Consider the following 16137-nt stretch of genomic DNA (forward strand, 5'->3'; position numbering starts at 1 on the left):
AACACCTGCTGCATATAAAATTTTTCAGCGCAAAATTCAACACGTACCTAATCCCTCTTTCACTGCACTTTAATCACATTTTGGAACAATACAGGCGGGAGTGAATGCAATGTTACAACAAATTCTGTGCGCCGCCATCTGCGCGCTCTTCCTCATCATCCCTGCGGGTGCGCTCGCCGCGCCCGAGATCATCGAGACGGACGGCATCTATATGATGGGCGACAACGATACACCGAAATCTGCGCGCGATGCCGCGCGAAACGAAGCCATGCGCGCAGCGACGGAGCGCGCGGGCGTCTACATCGAGAGTGTGAGTGAGGTGCAGGACTATGCGCTGACGCGCGACGAGATCCGCACGGTCGCCGCCGCCGTCCTGCGCGTGCTCGACGAGCAGGTAACGCCCGAGCTCGTCGGCGATGCGTGGCGCTATCGCGTCCACCTTGTCTGCTCTGTGGATACGGATGGGATCGACCTCGCCGCACTCGCGCGGGACAAGGCGGAGCTGGCGCGCCTGACGCGGGAGCGCGACGCCCTGCAGCGCGAGAACAACGATCTGCGCAGCCGCCCGACGATGCCGCGCGGCGCAGTCCTTATCCCGCCCGCCCCCATCTATGGCGAGACGGGCGGCGTTTCTGTGCCCGTCTATGGAGAGGAGCCGCGCTCCCATGAGCCCACTCCCACCCCGACCATCTTCGCGGATGTGGAGGCGATGATCATGCGCGGAGAGTACGCACACGCCGTCGCCGACCTCTCCCTGCTGCTGCAGGATCCGAGTGTCACGGGCGACGCGCGCGCCTACGCCTACGTTCTGCGCGGACGCGCCTACTACGACCAACGGAGCCCACGCCTCGCACGCGCGGACTTCGACGCAGCGGAGCGCACGCCGCACACGAACGGCACGTACCCGATCTGGCGCCTCTACGAGTACCGCGGGCTGATCGCGTACGATGCGGGACGCTGGGAGGATGCCGTCAGCGACCTCATGAGCGCGTGGGATGCCTCGGACAAGACGGACGATACGCTGTGGATGCGCCTGCGCCGCGCCGAGCGCAGAGCCGAGCAGGAGCGCCGCCATCGCGTGCACGGGGACGGCGGCGCGCACAGCTGGGGCGTCGTGGTCGTTCCGTAGGCAGCGAAACGGCAAACACACTGCAGAGCCTTTTGTCCTGCTTTGACAAGCGCCAGCCCCTTCCGCTATACTTTGCTAGGTGCGGGGCACATCGCCCCGTTTGTTTTATGGCCTATATTAAGGAGGATTCACATGTTTCATCCCATGCGTCGTACACTCTCCATCCTCGCCGTCGGCGGTCTCCTCTGTGCACCTGCCGTGCTCCTTACGGGCTGCTTTGGCAGCGATGAGAGCAAGGGCGAAGACCCCGCCGCAGCTGTGAGTGCACTGCTCGGCGGCAGCACGACCGAGGACAAGGTGGATGCCATCTCGCCCTACCTCGACGCGACGAACGACTACAACCGCCACATCGTCACGTTCGACTACGCCCTCACGCCCTCGCTCGAGGATATGCGCAGCGGCAAGCGCATGACCTACGTCTCCCTCCCACATTTCAGTGAGCTGAAAAAAGCGCTCGAGGAAGCACGCGCGAACCCGAAGACGGCGGGCGTCTACAAGGACATCGACGCAGAGGCGGACGCCGTGCTTGCAATCCTCAAGGATCTCGCCCCGCTCTCAGAGAAGATGGAGTCCTACTACTCCTCCAAGGGATATTTGGCGGACGACTATGCGGCAGGCACGCAGATGATCGCGCAGTACCTCCCGCTCTATGACGCATTCGAGCCTGCGTATGACAAGTTCGACGCCGCCGTCACGACACATTTCAAGGAAGTGCAGCTCGCCCGCCTCGAGGATATGCGCAAGGAGGGTCGAGTGAACGCGGCAGCATTCCTCGAGCTGAACATGAAGGTGCGTGAGCTCGCGGACATGCTCGATCAGGAGCAGATCGATAACGCCGCTGCCGAGGCGAAGATCGCCGAGATCAACGCGCTCGTCCCGAAGGTGCCGGACATCCCCTCGCTCGCCACGTACAAGTCGAGCCTCAACCGCTTCATCGGCACGTTCCGCAGCTATGTCGCAGGGCAGGAAGACGGCAACGAGGTCGTGGACGACTTCAACGACTTCGTGCGCTCCTCCTCGAACCTCGATCTCGCCGAGCTGGACAAGAAGAAGTAATATGACTTCTCCCCCCTATACGCGCGGGAAAATTTATGGTATGATGAGAATGCAGAAAACACGCGCATTTCTTTGAGCAAAGAAAGGAGCGTTTTATCGTTATGAAGAAAATTCTCATCGCGCTTTTCCTCTGCATGGCGATTGCACAGACTGCGCTCGCACAGACCGTCACTGTTGACGGCGTGGGCGTCGATCGCGACTCCGCCATGCGCGACGCTGCACGCACTGCCGTGGAGCAGGTCGCGGGTATGTATATCAACTCCAATACCGTTGTCTCGAACACCGCCGTGGAGCTGGATGAGATCCTCTCCCACGCCCAGGGCTACGTTCAGAACATCCAGGTCATCAGCGAGTCCAACGTGGGCGGCGAGTACCGCGTCCGTGCAAACGTCGACGTGAACACCGATGCGAACTCAGCGTTCATGAAGCGTCTCGATGCCGTCATGCGCCTCAATGATCCGCGCATCGGCGTCGTCATTCTCTCCGACGATTCGGATCTCGACAACAGCTACAACGGCCTCCCCGGTCATGACACGATCCTCGAGACCGCACTCAACGAGCGTCTGCTCGAGGTCGGCTTCAAGCACGTCGTCGACGTGAACCTCGTCTCGCAGCTGCAGGACTCTGCCGTGCTGAACGCCATGTACCGCGGCGACAGCCTCCTCCCATACGGTACGAGCAGTGCTGACCGCCCGATCGACTACCTCGTCATCGGACGCAGCCACGCAGAGGGCTATGATATCAAGCTCCCGAACAACAAGGGCGGCTACATCACGTCGCCCATGTCCTCGGCGCGTACCCATCTCGACCTCAAGATCATCTCGTTCGGCACAGGCACAATCATCGGCACCTACTCCGTCGATGGTCAGGGCGTCGAGAACAGTGAAAACCTCGCGCGCCGCAAGTCGCGTCAGACGGCAGCCGTCAAGGCGGCAGAGAAGCTCGAGCAGCAGTTCCTGAAGGCAGCGGCGAGCGCTTTCTCCGGCATCCAGCTCACCGTCCGCGCAAGCGATTTCTCGCTCGTCGAGCAGCTCGTCAAGGAGCTGAAGGGTCTGCGCGGGGTACAGGATGTCTACGTGCGCGGCACGAATGCGGGCAAGACGACCATCGACATCGCCTCCTCGCAGCAGCCGTTCACCATCCTTCAGATGCTCCAACGCGACACCAGCCTCTCCATCTTCGTCGAGAGCACCAGCGCAAGCGAAATCAAGATTACCCTCCGCTGAGGAGAATCCACCGTCCACATGAAGTAGAGCTTCATGTGGACGGTTTTTAATTTTTTTGAAAAAAATTTTTCCACCTCCTAAGTCCGCTGCAATCCCCGTAAGCCGCGCGAATCCTGTCATTTCACGTAACTATTCAGAAAACAGGACTTTTTAACCTGTCATATACTACAGTTCCCATTTCTTTTCATTTATGTTAAAATATGAGACGACATATCCATGTCATCATCCATGCACCCACGGTGGGCAGTGCGCGTGTTTTCTGCCCCCATCGACCTCCGCCCGTCCGCGCGGTGCACGCAGGGAGCCATTGGATCATTTAAGGAGGAATTGTATGTTTAGAAAAATGATGGGCATCATTGTCCTTCTCGGAGGCCTGATGGTGGGCTCCGTCTGTCAGGCGGGACTCTACGACAACCCCACTGTGGCAATCATGCCCTTCCAGAACAAGGTGCCATACCAGTGGGACGGATTCGGCGACCGCGCGGGCATCGCAACCGAGGAGCTTACCGCCCTCATCACTGACCGCCCCGATGTCTTCCAGGTCATCGAGCGTATCGAGCTGCAGGGACTCGTGGATGAGCAGAGCCTCGGTATGACCGGTCTCGTTAACCCGGATACCGCCGTCGAGGTCGGCAATCTCAGCGGCGCGGAGTACAAGATCTTCGGCGCCGTCACGAACCTCTCGGCAAAAAGCAATACGATGGCACTCGGCGCACTCCTCGGTGGCATGGTTGGCAGTCAGGATAGCGTTACCGCGAACGTCACAATCCGCATCGTCGAGGTCTCCACGGGACGCGTCGTCCTCGTCGGACAGGGCAAGGGCACCTCGAAGCACGTCTCTGCGGGCGCTGCCACGGACGGCGGTATCATCATGGTCGGCTCGACAGGCATCAGCGAAGAGATGGCGTTCAACGCCGTCTCCAAGGCGACCAAGGACGCTGTGAACGGCAAAGAGGGCATCTTTACGAAGATGGGCGTCAACAAGGGAAAGAAGCATTAATTTGACGGATTCCACGGGATCTGTCTCCCCAGAACTTTTCCGATTCAATTCAAAGGAGCGACGACTATGAAGAACCTGAAGAAAAAGGCGCTCGTCAGCGCCATGGCAGGCGTGTTCGCCCTGAGCGCAGGCTTTGCGGCAACGCCGGACACCCTCCTCCCCTCCATCTCCCTCATGCAGTCCGCCCATGCGGCAGCCATGTGGGACGAGGGCGCGATCACAGCAGAGGGCTTCGGCACGCCGCCGACCGGCGTATACGGCTCGCGTGCAAACATCATGGCGCGCCGTGCGGCAATCGTGGATGCACAGCGCAACCTTGCCGAGCAGATCAATGGCGTGCAGGTGGACGCTGAGACCACCGTCGAGAACTTCGTCACAACCAGCGATGTCGTGAAGACCAAGGTTAGCGCCCTCGTCAAGGGCGCGACGGTCGTCGAAGAGCAGCTCATGCCCGACGGCAGCTACCACGTGGTCATGTCCATGCCGATGTACGGCACGCAGGGACTCTCCTCCGCGATCATGCCCGCCATCCGTCAGAACACGGCGCCCACCCCGCCTCCGCCGGTCATCTCCGCCACCATCACCGCGCAGATCCAGACCAGCGGCGTAGGCTATACGGGCGTCATTGTGGATGCAAGCGGCATGGGTCTCAAGCCCAGCTTCTCCCCCGTCATCTATGACACGAACGGCCGCGCCATCTACGGCGTCTCCAACATCAACTACGATCAGGCGATCTCGCAGGGCATGGTTGGCTACTCCAGCAGCCTCTCCTCCGCGCAGACCCTCCCGCGCATTGGCGGCAGCCCGCTCGTCGTCAAGGCAGTGCAGGTGCGTGGCGGCAACAACTCCACGAACCCTGTCAACGTCGTTGTCTCCGTTGACGATGGCGACCGCATTCTCGCGGCAAATGCACAGAGTCAGATGCTCATGAACGGCTCCGTCGTCTTTGTCCGCTGATCCGCAAGAACGACAGATACGAAACTCCCGAGGGCAGCCTCGGGAGTTTTTGCGTTATGAATCTTGGGAATCGCTGATAAAATAGACCCTCAGATTGGCGTAGATTTTTTCGTCCGAACAAGGAGGCAAACCGGACGCATAACCAAAGCTATGTGGAGGATCGTGGGCACAGTGCGGGCAAAAAAGATGCGTCAATCTGACGGACTTCATTTTATCAGCGATTCCTTAGAAAAATCAACTTTGTTAACAGGAGAACAATATGAGACTATGGCATGAAAAACTTATCCACTTATTGCCCAAAAATCAGCTTCTTGGACAACATAGGGAATGTTGTGCTCTGAGGGGCAATGGATGGAAAAAGAAACATAAAACTGTGGACTATGTGTTTACATATTCCCCGTATCATCTTTTTATTTACCATGTATTGGTTATGGAGGAGATGGAAAAAAGAGGATATAATGTTTCTGCGGAATGGAAAGATAAAAATTATAGAGGAAGGACAGCAGAAAAGTACGATAATCTTAAAGAGGAAATTATAGGCAGTCCAATTTACAAAGAGCATAATATTGAATATCTGGCTGATTGCATAGAAAATTTAAGAGATAAAGGGATACATTTAGTTGTGGAGGAGTAGATTGATATAAAAATAAAAGAAGTTGAAGATAAACTGGAAAAGGGAGCTGTATCAAGAGAAATATTATATGACTCAAACTTCGCAGACAAATAACATACTGTAATCCTTGAAATATAGAAGCGGTACGACTTCTCATGGTACTATTTGTCGCACGACTGCAAGAGCGGAGGCTTCTCTGGCTGAGGGAGATGTACAAGAACTGCAAGATCCTTATTTGATATGATGCGACAGGAACACTTTCGCCTATGAAAATGCCCCTGCACCGTTTCGGCGCAGGGGCATTTTGTGTCTATTTATGATCAATAGCTCGGATACAATCCATCCCACACCACACGCCGATAGTTCGTGCGGTCGGTGTCGCCCTCGGTGGAGATGCAGAGGATGCGCGAATCCTTATTGAGTCCGATGCGGTCGCGCAGGTAGTCGAGGCTCGTGTTCTGCATGAGCTCGGCAATGAGACCCGTGGTGACGGCACCGCTCTCGCCCGAGATGACGCGCGGATCATCATCGAGCGGATTGCCGAGGATGCGCATGCCCTTTGCCGCGACCCATTCGGGCACGGAGACGAAGTGGTCGGCGTAGTCTTTCAGAATCTCCCATGCAATTGGATTCGGCTCGCCGCAGGACAGCCCCGCCATGATGGAGTTGATCTCGCCCGTCACGATATGCCGCTCACCGTCGCTGGCGGCAGCCGTGCGGTAGATGCAGTCCGCGCGGTTCGGCTCGACAATCGTGATGACGGGGCGCTTCTCCCGATCGTGTGCGGCGAAGTAGCCCGTGATCGCAGCGGGCAGCGACCCGACACCCGCCTGCAAAAAGATGTGCGTCGGCAGTTCGCCGTATTGCTCTATGGCTTCATGTGCAAGTGTCGTATAGCCCTGCATGATCCGGAGCGGGATCTCGGTATAGCCGTCAAACGCCGTATCCTGCACGAGCACCCAGCCCTTTTCCTTTGCGAGATTCGCCGCATGGCGCACGGTGTCGTCATAGTTGTACGTCGTAAACGATGCCTCCGCACCAAGTCCGCGAATGTTCGCCAGACGCTCGGTCGAGCCGCCCTTGGGCATAAAGACATGGGCAAACAGCCCAAAAATTTTTGCCGCCCACGCGATGCCGCGCCCATGGTTGCCGTCGGTCGCCGTGACGAGCGTGACCTTGCGCAGCTGCTCGCGGTACGCGGGCTTCTGTAGGTTCTCATAGGTCATCTCGCCCTCGGAGAGTCCGAGGTACTGCGCGAGATAACATGCGACTGCGTAGCTTGCGCCGAGCCCCTTGAATGCGTTCAGCCCGAACCGCTTGCTCTCATCCTTCACCGCGAGCCGCCCGAGTCCGAGTCCTGTCGAGAGCCGCCGAAGATCGGCAAGCGGCGTCGGCTCATAGTCCGGCAGGCTCCGATGGAACGCGACCGCGCGTGCCGTTGCGCCCGAATCGAACGCCGTGGCATCTGCACGTGCGCTGTCCATATGTGCAAGATGCACCGCCTTGATGGATTCGTTCATCGTAGATTCCTCCCAACAATCATTGTCCCACGTTTTTCTTTCATTATAGCACACACGCAAATCATTAGTAAGGAAATCATCGAATATATTCTTTTCATGATGTATTTTTCTGAATCTTTCGCTTGACAATTGTTTTCATTGCGCTATATAATAAGATTTAATCTCAGTATTGGTGCGGAAGGAAGATATTCGCCGCAGACACAATGCATCTCATTGGAAACATAGGCACGTCTTCCTCCCGCAGATTCAAAAGGAGGAGTTCTCATGAAGAAATCTCTGGTATCCGCGCTCAGCGCGGCGCTCGTCATCGGCGCAGCATCGACGACATTCGCGGCAGCAAACCCGTTCAGCGATGTGCCGCGCGACCACTGGGCGTACGATGCGGTGTCGCAGCTCGCCGCCGACGGGGTGGTCGAGGGCTACGGTGATGGCACGTATCGCGGCGACCGCAACATCACGCGCTATGAGATGGCGCAGATGACGGCAAAGGCGATGGCAAAGGGCGATATGTCCGCATCGGACAAGGCACTCGTCGACCGCCTCGCTGCGGAGTTCGCGGACGAGCTGAACAACCTCGGCGTACGTGTGTCGAACCTCGAAAAGCATGCGGATATGGTGAAGTGGGAGGGAAAACTCCAGTACACCTATGAGCGCACAGGCGGCGAATTCTTGGACAAATATGCGGGCGGAAAAAAGACGAATAACGAGCTGCTCTTCCGTCTCAACCCCACCGCTGAGGTCAACAGCCACTGGTCGGTCAAGGCGCGACTGGATTCCAAGATCGACCTCCGAACCGACAGCGGCAATGACGGCAATGTAAAACTCAAACGCGCCTATGCAGAGGGCAAGTACGGTTCAACCGTGATTCAGCTCGGCAAGCTGCCCATCTTCACGGAGCAGGGGATGCTGTTCGATGATACGATTTCGGGCGCAGCTGTTACCCTCGGCAAGGACAAGCAGGTCTCGGGCACGATCTACGCCGGACGCTACAACCTCCTGAACGCCGCATGGGGCGATGAGATCCAGGAGTCGATCGAAAAAGGGCTCTATTCTGGCGGCACCACGGCGAGTGTGCAGGGCGTGACGGCAAACTGGGATCCCTCGGAGAAGTTCCACCTTGGTATCGACTACCTACGAGTCGGCAACAAGGCCGCCATCCATGACATGATCGGGATGAAAAATCCACTTAATTTCTATGGTTTCGGCATGACCTATCACCCCACGCAGACGGTCTATCTCTCTGGCGGCTACTGGAAGAACAACAGCAACGAAACGGCAGAGATCAAGAAAGAACATCTGAAGTCCTACAACATTGAGCTCGGTTACAAGGGCGCAAACGAGGCAGATCCCGGCTCATTCGGCATCTACGCAGCCTATCGTTACATCGGCGGTGCAGGAACAATCGCCCCGACCTTCGATGGCGCGATGTGGAACACGAAAGGCTGGGAGTTCGGCGGACAGTACACTCTGCAGAAGAACATCGTTGGCTCTCTTATCTACTTCCGCGGCAATCAGATCTTCTCTGCAGAACCCGAGGGAAAGACCGGCATGAACAAATTCTTCGGCCGCGTCGAGTTATTCTTCTGATTCCCCTATTTTCACACACAGATACCGCAGATTTCGGTCTGCGGTATTTTTGTACACATACATATCGTTGACGCACGCAAAAGCGTGCAATATAATGAAAGCATGGAAAGGAGGAGCGTATATGACTGCGATCAACGCCACTGCGGCACGTCGGAATCTCTATCAGCTCATCTCAGAGGTAAACGAGAACTGCAGCCCTGTCATCATCACGAACACACGCGGCAAGAACGCGGTTCTGCTCTCCGAGGAGGACTGGAACGCTGTACAGGAAACGCTCTATCTGAACGCCATCCCCGGCATGACCGCGAGCATTCTCGCCGCTGACCACGAGCCGCTCGATACCTGTGCGACGTATGACCCAGACGAGGCGTGGTGATGTACCTCATTAAGTTCAGCAAACAGACGGAAAAGGATAAGCCACGCCTCAAGGCCGCGGGACTTGAGACAAAGGCAAATTCACTGCTGAATCTCATGCAGGACAACCCATTTCAGAACCCGCCGCCATACGAAAAACTCGTTGGCAATCTGAGCGGGAATCTTTCGCGGCGTATCAACATCCAACATCGACTGGTATATGCGTGCTGGAAAACATCGAGGGCTATGCTGCGCCGACAGGAGAGCTCTACGATGGCATCATTCTCGTCAAACGGATGTGGATGCATTACGAATAGACAAAGGAGGAATCGCCATGCAGATTCGATACGAAGCCGAACACTGCCGCGCACAGCGGATGATGTCGCTGCGGGCATCTCGGGGCAGGAGCATATCCGCCGCATGCTCGACAAGAGTCTCGCAAATCTCGACATGGACTACGTTGACCTCTACATCTATCATATGTGGGACTACAACACCCCGATGGAGGAGCTGATGGCGGGGTTGAATACGGTGGTGCAATCGGGCAAGACGCGCTATATCGGCATCGCAAACGCCTATGCGTGGCAGATTGCTGAGGCGAACGCCCTCGCGCGCGAACACGGCTGGGCAGAGTTCATCTCCGTACAGAACCACTATAACCTCATCTACCGCGAGGACGAGCGCGAGCTGATGGCGTACTGCGCGGAGCGCGGCATTGCTGCGACGCCCTACAGTGCGCTCGCAAGCGGACGGCTCGCACGCCGTCCCGGCGAGACCTCCGCGCGCCTTGCCGCCGACAGCTACGCGCGGTTCAAGTACGATGCGGCGGCAGAGATGGACGCGCCTGTGATTGCGCGCGTCATGGAGCTTGCCGATCGGCACGATGTCCCGATGTCGGTCATCTCACTCGCATGGCTGCTCACGAAGGTCACCTCGCCCATCGTCGGCGCAACAAAGCTGCATCACATCGATGCCCCCGTCGCGGCGGTGGACTTCACGCTCACGGACGAGGAGATTGCGTATCTTGAGGAGCCGTATCGCCCCCACCCGCTCTCGGGCGTCATGGCGCAGAACAGCCCCGCCACACACGGCGAGAAAAAGGTCTGGAGCGTCGGCAATCAGAAAATATGATGTGCGAGGAGTTCCCACATCTCGAAAAACACAAAGGCTGCGGCACGGGGTCATCCCCCATGCCGCAGCCTTTTTCTATCCAATCCTGCGGTAAAGGCTTCGGGATATTCCTCTTAGAATATTCTATGAAAAACTAAAATACACACGTATGATTTGAAACCTTTTGCGTTCATGACATACTTTCAGCGTTTATGACAACTTTTATTGAGTTTTTTCTTAATATATGAGAAAATAACAATAGTATAAACAGATTCTTTCAGAGAGTGGTGAAAATAATGCGCTGCGAGATTGCATTCGGTGTGGACGCGCGCTATGTGAAGTATGCGGGCATCGCCATGACATCCGTCGCCATGCAGAGCGAGGGGCAGCCCCTCGGGTTCCATCTCGTCTGCGACGGGATTGCGGACGAGGATATCAGCCGTCTGGCAGCATTTCGTACTGCTTTTCCGCAGACTGAGGTCAGCATCTACGACGCACGCGCGGCACTGGATGAGATCGCCTTCCCGCGCGGCATCCCGCGTGAGCGGCTCAACCGCAGCGTCTTTACGCGGATTCTCATGCCGGAACTCGTGCCGCAGAGCCTTGACCGCATCCTCTATCTCGACGCCGACACGCTCTGCGTCGGACGCATGGATGCGCTCCGGTCGCTCGATCTCGCGGGTGCAGCACTCGCCGCCGCACCCGAGGGAGATGCGCAGCAGAGGGCGGCGCAGATCGGGATGAGGGGATCCGCATACCTCAATGCGGGGGTCATGCTCATCGACCTCGCGCGCTGGCGCACAGAGCAGCTCACGGCACGCACGCTCGCGGCATGGGCGGAGCACGGCGCGTCATTCGTGCTGCTCGAACAGGACGCGCTCAACTATGTACTGGACGGAGACTTCCTGCCGCTCGGGCAGGAATATGTGCGGATGATGGATGCCTTTGCGCCGTGGGATGTGGATTTCTCTGCGCAGTACACGATCTGGCATTTCCTCAACGAGGGGAAGCCGTGGATTCGCTATGCAGACCCGCGCGTGCGCGCGCCGTACTGGGAGGTCGTGCGCGGCTCGCCGTGGAGCGATCTCACGCCCTCCGAGCCGTGGGAGACACGCATCGCCTACCTCGCGGGCTATCACGCCGAGCAGGAGGAGGACTACCGCACGGCGGCGCAGTACTTTCACGCAGCGGCGGAGCGGCTGATGGAGTTCTATCTGGAGCATACACACCGTATGGGAAAAAACGAAAAGGAGAATTGAAATGAAGACGAATGCAGAAAAGAAACAGATGCGCCTGCGCGCGCAGGTCGCGCTCGCACTCACGCTAGGCATGAGCATCCTGCCTGCAGCGGCGCTCGCTGAGACCATCACAACGTCTCGGACCTATGAAGAGAATGTGACGGTGACGGATGATGTGGATATAGCGGATGGAACGATCATCGTGACGGGCTTCAATGACTGGTCAAGGCGGCATGAGGACCATACAGCAACCCTCAAGGGCAACGTCAGGATTATAAATCCGTTGAATTCGCCGCGCCAAATCCTTGAGTCGCTCAGAAGAGGGGGTGCGACGAGTGGCGATTATACGGGGATTCTGATCATCAATCCGGACAGAACGAAGACGGTGCAGCTGCAAGGAAAAATCCATGTGTCTACGTCTGGTGGCTCGAAACACGGCTATATTAATCTCTATCTGAGGGGCGAGGACTCCTACTTTGCGGGCGATACTAAAGAGAACGCGACTGATAGTCTGGAAGCCTACGGCGGCGTGCGCCTCGAACTCTCGGAGGGGGCGACGTGGTACCCGGAGTGGGAGGAACATAGGCTCTCAGATTCCGATCCCAATAACCCCGCTAATTTTGGCAGGACGGGTGGGGTCACCAATCCGAATAAGCCGCGCGGCCTCCACCTCTCGGCGAACGGCGGCGTGATCGACATGGCGTTTGCCGCACCGCATACACCGCGTGCGGCTGCCGTCGGGGAGCGCACGCTGATCTTTAACAATACGCAGACGGCTCTGAATGGCGCGACCTTCCGCATCTCCACCGACCTCGCGCAGAACAAGGCGGACAATATCGTGCTGAATGGTGCTACAGGGGCGGGCAATAACTACAAGCTGCAAGTTGCCTCCAATCCGAGGGTCAACGATGCCCTGCGCCGGGCGAACTATGAGATTGCGCCCACGGTGGCGGGCGGCATCGAGGTGCTCCGTTCATCCAATGCGAACGATACGGTGGAGGCGTCGGAGTACACCATGCGGAAAACCGAGGTGGCGGGTCTCCTGAGAAGCGACTTCACGCTAAAGCCGGTGCTCAGTGAGGCGGTGGAGAGCGGCAGCAAGGTTGTGCGCATAACGAAGCTCCTAGTAACGGATGAGGAGGCGGAGGGTCCTGCGCTGCAGGCCGCCGATGTCCTCATGGATATGGCGGTTGCCCAGATGAGCGCATGGCGCGGCGAGAACAACGATCTCCATCGGCGCATGGGTGCGCTGCGTGCGGGCGGGGAGTCCGGCGCATGGGTGCGCGGCTACGGCGGCAGGAACGAGTTCGGCAGACACTCTACGACGGGACGGTACAGCGGCGTACAGGTCGGCATTGACCGCGCAGCCCCGCTGAAGGACGGCACCCTCTTTACGGGTGTCGCCGCCTCGATGATGAACGGCAGCGCACGCAACAGCGATCTCGACGGCAGCTACCGTTCGCATTTCTTCGGTGCATACGGCAGCTACATGGGCAAACGCGGCGACTACCTCGACGCGATTGTGAAATACGGGCGCATGACGAACAATGCGACTGCCGTCTTTGATGGGTCGGCATTTACGGGCGGCTACGGCGTGAACGGCTGGAATATCTCCGTCGAATACGGGCGGCGGATGCCCCTGCGCGGTCATTTCTACTGGACGCCACAGGCGGAGCTGAACTACGGACGCATCGGCGGCACTTCCTACACAATGCGTGCGGCGGGACTGCCGGGCGCGCGCGTTGACAATGATGCCGTCACCACCCTCATCGGGCGCATCGGCACGCAGATCGGCTATGAGGACGCGATGGGCTCGGTCTATCTGAAACTCGGCTTCCTGCATGAGTTCAAGGGCGACCTCCATATGCGTGCGACCTATGGCTCCACCGCCATTGACCGCAGCTATTCGGCGCGGGACAGCTATTTCGAGTATGGTCTCGGCTTTGCGCGCCGCGTCGGCAGAGCTGATCTCTACGGCGAGGTCAGCCGCACCGCGGGCGCAGATGCCATCAAGGAGAACTGGAAAGCAAACCTCGGCGTGCGTGTTGGGTTCTAAGAAACACAAAGGCTGCGGCATGGGGGCAAAATCCCCGTGCCGCAGCTTTTTTCTATCCATGAAAGATTCACTCGCGGCGCATCTCACCCGCGTTGCTGCCGATCAGCAAATCACGCTGGAAGAACTTGCCCGCCGCTCCCTCACATCATACACCGCCGCCTACAATGAGGAAACGCGTGCCGCCATTGAGGACGTTGAGCATCAACGAAACCTCGTGGGTCCCTTCCACAGCGTAGAGGAGCTGATGAGGGATCTCAAGGCTTTACAAATTTGAAGAGCAAAAATTACTCTCACACTTGTACGAACCGGCACGCACAGCGATTTATTCTGACCGCTTGCACGGAAAGGAAGAAATACGCGGACGTGCTTGCCGACTGAGCAAGGGCGCACAGGAACACAAAAGGCAGCCGCACGAAGGCGTTTGACCTTCGTACGGTTGTCTTTTCCTACGCGCTCAGAGCAGTCTGAGCAGACCATTCTCCGAGATCTTGAGCGCATTCTCAGCGCCTCCCTAATACTCTGCCTTCCAGACCATCGCCTCGACGGCAGCCTTCACATCCGATACGGGCTGACGGTTCAGCCCCTGCTTTACGGCGCACTCTGCAACGGCAACGGCAACGGCAGCCGAGAACTCTGTGAGACGTGCGACGGGAGGGATAACAGCAGCCCCCTTTGCCTCTGGCGTGAGGAACGCGCCGAGCGCGTGCGCCGCAGCGGAGATCATCTCATCTGTGACGAGCCGTGCATCGACCGCCATACTTCCAAGCCCAAGCCCCGGGTAGATGAGCGCATTGTTCGCTTGTCCGATCTCGTACGTCGTGCCACGGTAGGACACGGGATCACGTGGAACACCCGTTGCGACCATCGCGCGCCCGTCCGACCAGCGGATCAGATCCTCCGCCGTCGCCTCGGCAAGTTCCGTCGGATTGCTCAGGGGGAAGATGATCGGATGGTCACACCACGATGCCATTGCACGCACGATGGTCTCCGTGAACGCGCCCGGCATCGTCGACGTGCCGACGAGGATGGTCGGCTTCACCGCCATCACGGCGGCGGTCAGGCTCGTCAGCGAGTCCGCATGGTCGAACTCACTGCGGCTGCGCGCAAACGGCTTTTGCTCGGGCGTCAGATCTCCCATATCGTCAAACAGCAGCCCCTGCCTATCCACAAGGTAGAAACGCGCGCGCGCCTCCTCCTCACTCAGCCCCTGCTCGACCATCTCGCGGCAGATGCGCGCCGTGATGCCCGCGCCCGCCGTGCCCGCGCCGAAGCACATATAGGTCTGCTCCGTGAGCCTCTGCCCGTTGATCTTCATCGCGCCGAGCAACCCCGCGAGCGTGATGATGCCCGTCCCCTGACAGTCGTCGTTGAAGACGGGATAGGTCTTTTGGTAGCGGCGTAGGATAGGCGCGGCGTTCGGCCGCCCGAAGTCCTCAAAATGCAGGTAGAGTTGCGGGAAAAGCCGCTCCGCTGTCTGCACAAAGCTGTCGATGAAATCATCATACGCCTTGCCGCGCACGCGCGCGTGCCGATTGCCGAGATAGAGCGGGTCGCGGAGCAGACTCTCGCGGTTCGTCCCGCAATCGAGCATGACGGGCAGCACCGACGCGGGGTCGATCCCCGCCGCCGCTGTATATACCATCAATTTTCCGACGGCGATGTCCGCGCCGTTCGTCCCCCAGTCGCCGATGCCGAGGATGCCCTCCGCATCCGTTGCAACGATCAGGCGGATCTCACGCCCGCCCGCCGCCGCGCGCAGTGTCTCCTCGATCTCCTCGGGGCGGTCGATGGAGAGATAGGCGGTCTCCTGAGGGTTGATGAACTGCTCGCTGTACTGCTGAATGCTCTCCGCGATCACGGGATCGTAGACGGTCGGCATTAACTCCACGATGTGCTGACGGAATACATAGTAGAAAAGGCGGCGGTTGCGGTTGAATACCTCCATGAGAAAGCGGCGCTTCTCGATCCCCGAACTCTTGCGCTCCATCTGCTGATAGATGCGCTCCGCCTGCTCCTCGATCGTGTCGATGTGCGGCGGCAGCAGCCCCGTCAGCCCATATGCGGCGCGCTCCTCTGCGCTGAACGCCGTCCCCTTGTTCAGAAACGGATCGCCCAGCAGTTCGTACCCCTTCTTGTCCATATTTTTCTCCTTTTCGCAGATGAATCCCCTTCTGTCTATATTCGGGAAGCGCGCGTCGTTTTCCTGTATCTCAGATGTTTATAATCAGCTGCACTGCAATGCCCCTTTTTTGCCCGGCTATGATATAATAATTCCAGCGAGGTGAACGGAC

The 16137-nt window shown here is 58.2% G+C and carries 14 protein-coding genes; 12 read left to right on the forward strand and 2 right to left on the reverse strand.

What is annotated here, in order from left to right:
* Positions 1–109: 109 nt before the first annotated feature.
* The 6 genes from H1B31_RS02140 (at position 110) to H1B31_RS02165 (ending at position 6002) form a co-directional block, all read left to right on the forward strand.
* Entirely contained in the window at positions 110–1129 is a 1020-nt protein-coding gene (locus H1B31_RS02140) for a hypothetical protein (RefSeq protein ID WP_185980719.1), read from the forward strand.
* A 132-nt stretch (positions 1130–1261) separates the two neighbouring features.
* The gene (locus tag H1B31_RS02145; protein ID WP_009441512.1) at positions 1262–2185 is read left to right on the forward strand and encodes a DUF3829 domain-containing protein; all 924 of its coding nucleotides are present in this window, start codon (positions 1262–1264) and stop codon (positions 2183–2185) included.
* A gap of 101 nt (positions 2186–2286) precedes the next feature.
* Complete coding sequence (locus tag H1B31_RS02150; RefSeq protein WP_185980720.1) at positions 2287–3411, forward strand: hypothetical protein; 1125 nt, start codon at positions 2287–2289, stop codon at positions 3409–3411.
* A 331-nt stretch (positions 3412–3742) separates the two neighbouring features.
* Positions 3743–4411, forward strand: a complete 669-nt coding sequence (locus H1B31_RS02155) for a CsgG/HfaB family protein (protein ID WP_185980721.1) — start codon at positions 3743–3745, stop codon at positions 4409–4411.
* 66 nt (positions 4412–4477) lie between these two features.
* Entirely contained in the window at positions 4478–5368 is an 891-nt protein-coding gene (locus H1B31_RS02160) for an LPP20 family lipoprotein (protein WP_185980722.1), read from the forward strand.
* A 259-nt stretch (positions 5369–5627) separates the two neighbouring features.
* Entirely contained in the window at positions 5628–6002 is a 375-nt protein-coding gene (locus H1B31_RS02165) for a TIGR02328 family protein (protein ID WP_185980723.1), read from the forward strand.
* 299 nt (positions 6003–6301) lie between these two features.
* Here H1B31_RS02165 and dpaL read toward each other — a convergent pair whose 3' ends face one another.
* The gene (gene dpaL, locus H1B31_RS02170) at positions 6302–7501 is read right to left on the reverse strand and encodes a diaminopropionate ammonia-lyase (RefSeq protein ID WP_185980724.1); all 1200 of its coding nucleotides are present in this window, start codon (positions 7499–7501) and stop codon (positions 6302–6304) included.
* Between the two features lie 264 nt (positions 7502–7765).
* Between dpaL and H1B31_RS02175 the strand changes: the two genes are divergently transcribed.
* From H1B31_RS02175 to H1B31_RS02200, 6 genes are all read left to right on the forward strand, one after another.
* Complete coding sequence (locus H1B31_RS02175; protein ID WP_185980725.1) at positions 7766–9088, forward strand: S-layer homology domain-containing protein; 1323 nt, start codon at positions 7766–7768, stop codon at positions 9086–9088.
* Between the two features lie 121 nt (positions 9089–9209).
* Entirely contained in the window at positions 9210–9464 is a 255-nt protein-coding gene (locus tag H1B31_RS02180) for a type II toxin-antitoxin system Phd/YefM family antitoxin (RefSeq protein WP_185980726.1), read from the forward strand.
* The gene (locus H1B31_RS02185) at positions 9464–10573 is read left to right on the forward strand and encodes a Txe/YoeB family addiction module toxin (protein WP_185980727.1); all 1110 of its coding nucleotides are present in this window, start codon (positions 9464–9466) and stop codon (positions 10571–10573) included. The genes H1B31_RS02180 and H1B31_RS02185 overlap by 1 nt, the downstream gene beginning before the upstream one ends.
* 275 nt (positions 10574–10848) lie before the next feature.
* Positions 10849–11811, forward strand: a complete 963-nt coding sequence (locus tag H1B31_RS02190) for a glycosyltransferase family 8 protein (protein ID WP_185980728.1) — start codon at positions 10849–10851, stop codon at positions 11809–11811.
* Between the two features lies 1 nt (position 11812).
* A complete protein-coding gene (locus H1B31_RS02195; RefSeq protein ID WP_185980729.1) occupies positions 11813–13846 on the forward strand; it encodes an autotransporter outer membrane beta-barrel domain-containing protein in 2034 nt (677 codons plus the stop codon).
* A gap of 58 nt (positions 13847–13904) precedes the next feature.
* Positions 13905–14120 carry a hypothetical protein gene (locus H1B31_RS02200; protein ID WP_185980730.1) on the forward strand — a complete coding sequence of 72 codons (216 nt, stop codon included), beginning with the start codon at positions 13905–13907 and terminating at the stop codon, positions 14118–14120.
* A 237-nt stretch (positions 14121–14357) separates the two neighbouring features.
* Here H1B31_RS02200 and H1B31_RS02205 read toward each other — a convergent pair whose 3' ends face one another.
* Positions 14358–15986 (reverse strand): malolactic enzyme, encoded by a 1629-nt coding sequence (locus H1B31_RS02205; RefSeq protein ID WP_185980731.1) that lies wholly within the window; start codon positions 15984–15986, stop codon positions 14358–14360.
* Between the last annotated feature and the right edge of the window lie 151 nt (positions 15987–16137).

This window comes from Selenomonas timonae, assembly GCF_014250475.1.
Taxonomy (GTDB): Bacteria; Bacillota; Negativicutes; order Selenomonadales; family Selenomonadaceae; genus Centipeda; species Centipeda timonae.

Coding starts and splice junctions, on each gene's coding strand:
- H1B31_RS02140 (WP_185980719.1), top strand. CDS start 110: ATGTTACAACAAATTCTGTGCGCCGCCATCTGCGCGCTCTTCCTCATC.
- H1B31_RS02145 (WP_009441512.1), top strand. CDS start 1,262: ATGTTTCATCCCATGCGTCGTACACTCTCCATCCTCGCCGTCGGCGGT.
- H1B31_RS02150 (WP_185980720.1), top strand. CDS start 2,287: ATGAAGAAAATTCTCATCGCGCTTTTCCTCTGCATGGCGATTGCACAG.
- H1B31_RS02155 (WP_185980721.1), top strand. CDS start 3,743: ATGTTTAGAAAAATGATGGGCATCATTGTCCTTCTCGGAGGCCTGATG.
- H1B31_RS02160 (WP_185980722.1), top strand. CDS start 4,478: ATGAAGAACCTGAAGAAAAAGGCGCTCGTCAGCGCCATGGCAGGCGTG.
- H1B31_RS02165 (WP_185980723.1), top strand. CDS start 5,628: ATGAGACTATGGCATGAAAAACTTATCCACTTATTGCCCAAAAATCAG.
- dpaL (WP_185980724.1), bottom strand. CDS start 7,501: ATGAACGAATCCATCAAGGCGGTGCATCTTGCACATATGGACAGCGCA.
- H1B31_RS02175 (WP_185980725.1), top strand. CDS start 7,766: ATGAAGAAATCTCTGGTATCCGCGCTCAGCGCGGCGCTCGTCATCGGC.
- H1B31_RS02180 (WP_185980726.1), top strand. CDS start 9,210: ATGACTGCGATCAACGCCACTGCGGCACGTCGGAATCTCTATCAGCTC.
- H1B31_RS02185 (WP_185980727.1), top strand. CDS start 9,464: ATGTACCTCATTAAGTTCAGCAAACAGACGGAAAAGGATAAGCCACGC.
- H1B31_RS02190 (WP_185980728.1), top strand. CDS start 10,849: ATGCGCTGCGAGATTGCATTCGGTGTGGACGCGCGCTATGTGAAGTAT.
- H1B31_RS02195 (WP_185980729.1), top strand. CDS start 11,813: ATGAAGACGAATGCAGAAAAGAAACAGATGCGCCTGCGCGCGCAGGTC.
- H1B31_RS02200 (WP_185980730.1), top strand. CDS start 13,905: ATGAAAGATTCACTCGCGGCGCATCTCACCCGCGTTGCTGCCGATCAG.
- H1B31_RS02205 (WP_185980731.1), bottom strand. CDS start 15,986: ATGGACAAGAAGGGGTACGAACTGCTGGGCGATCCGTTTCTGAACAAG.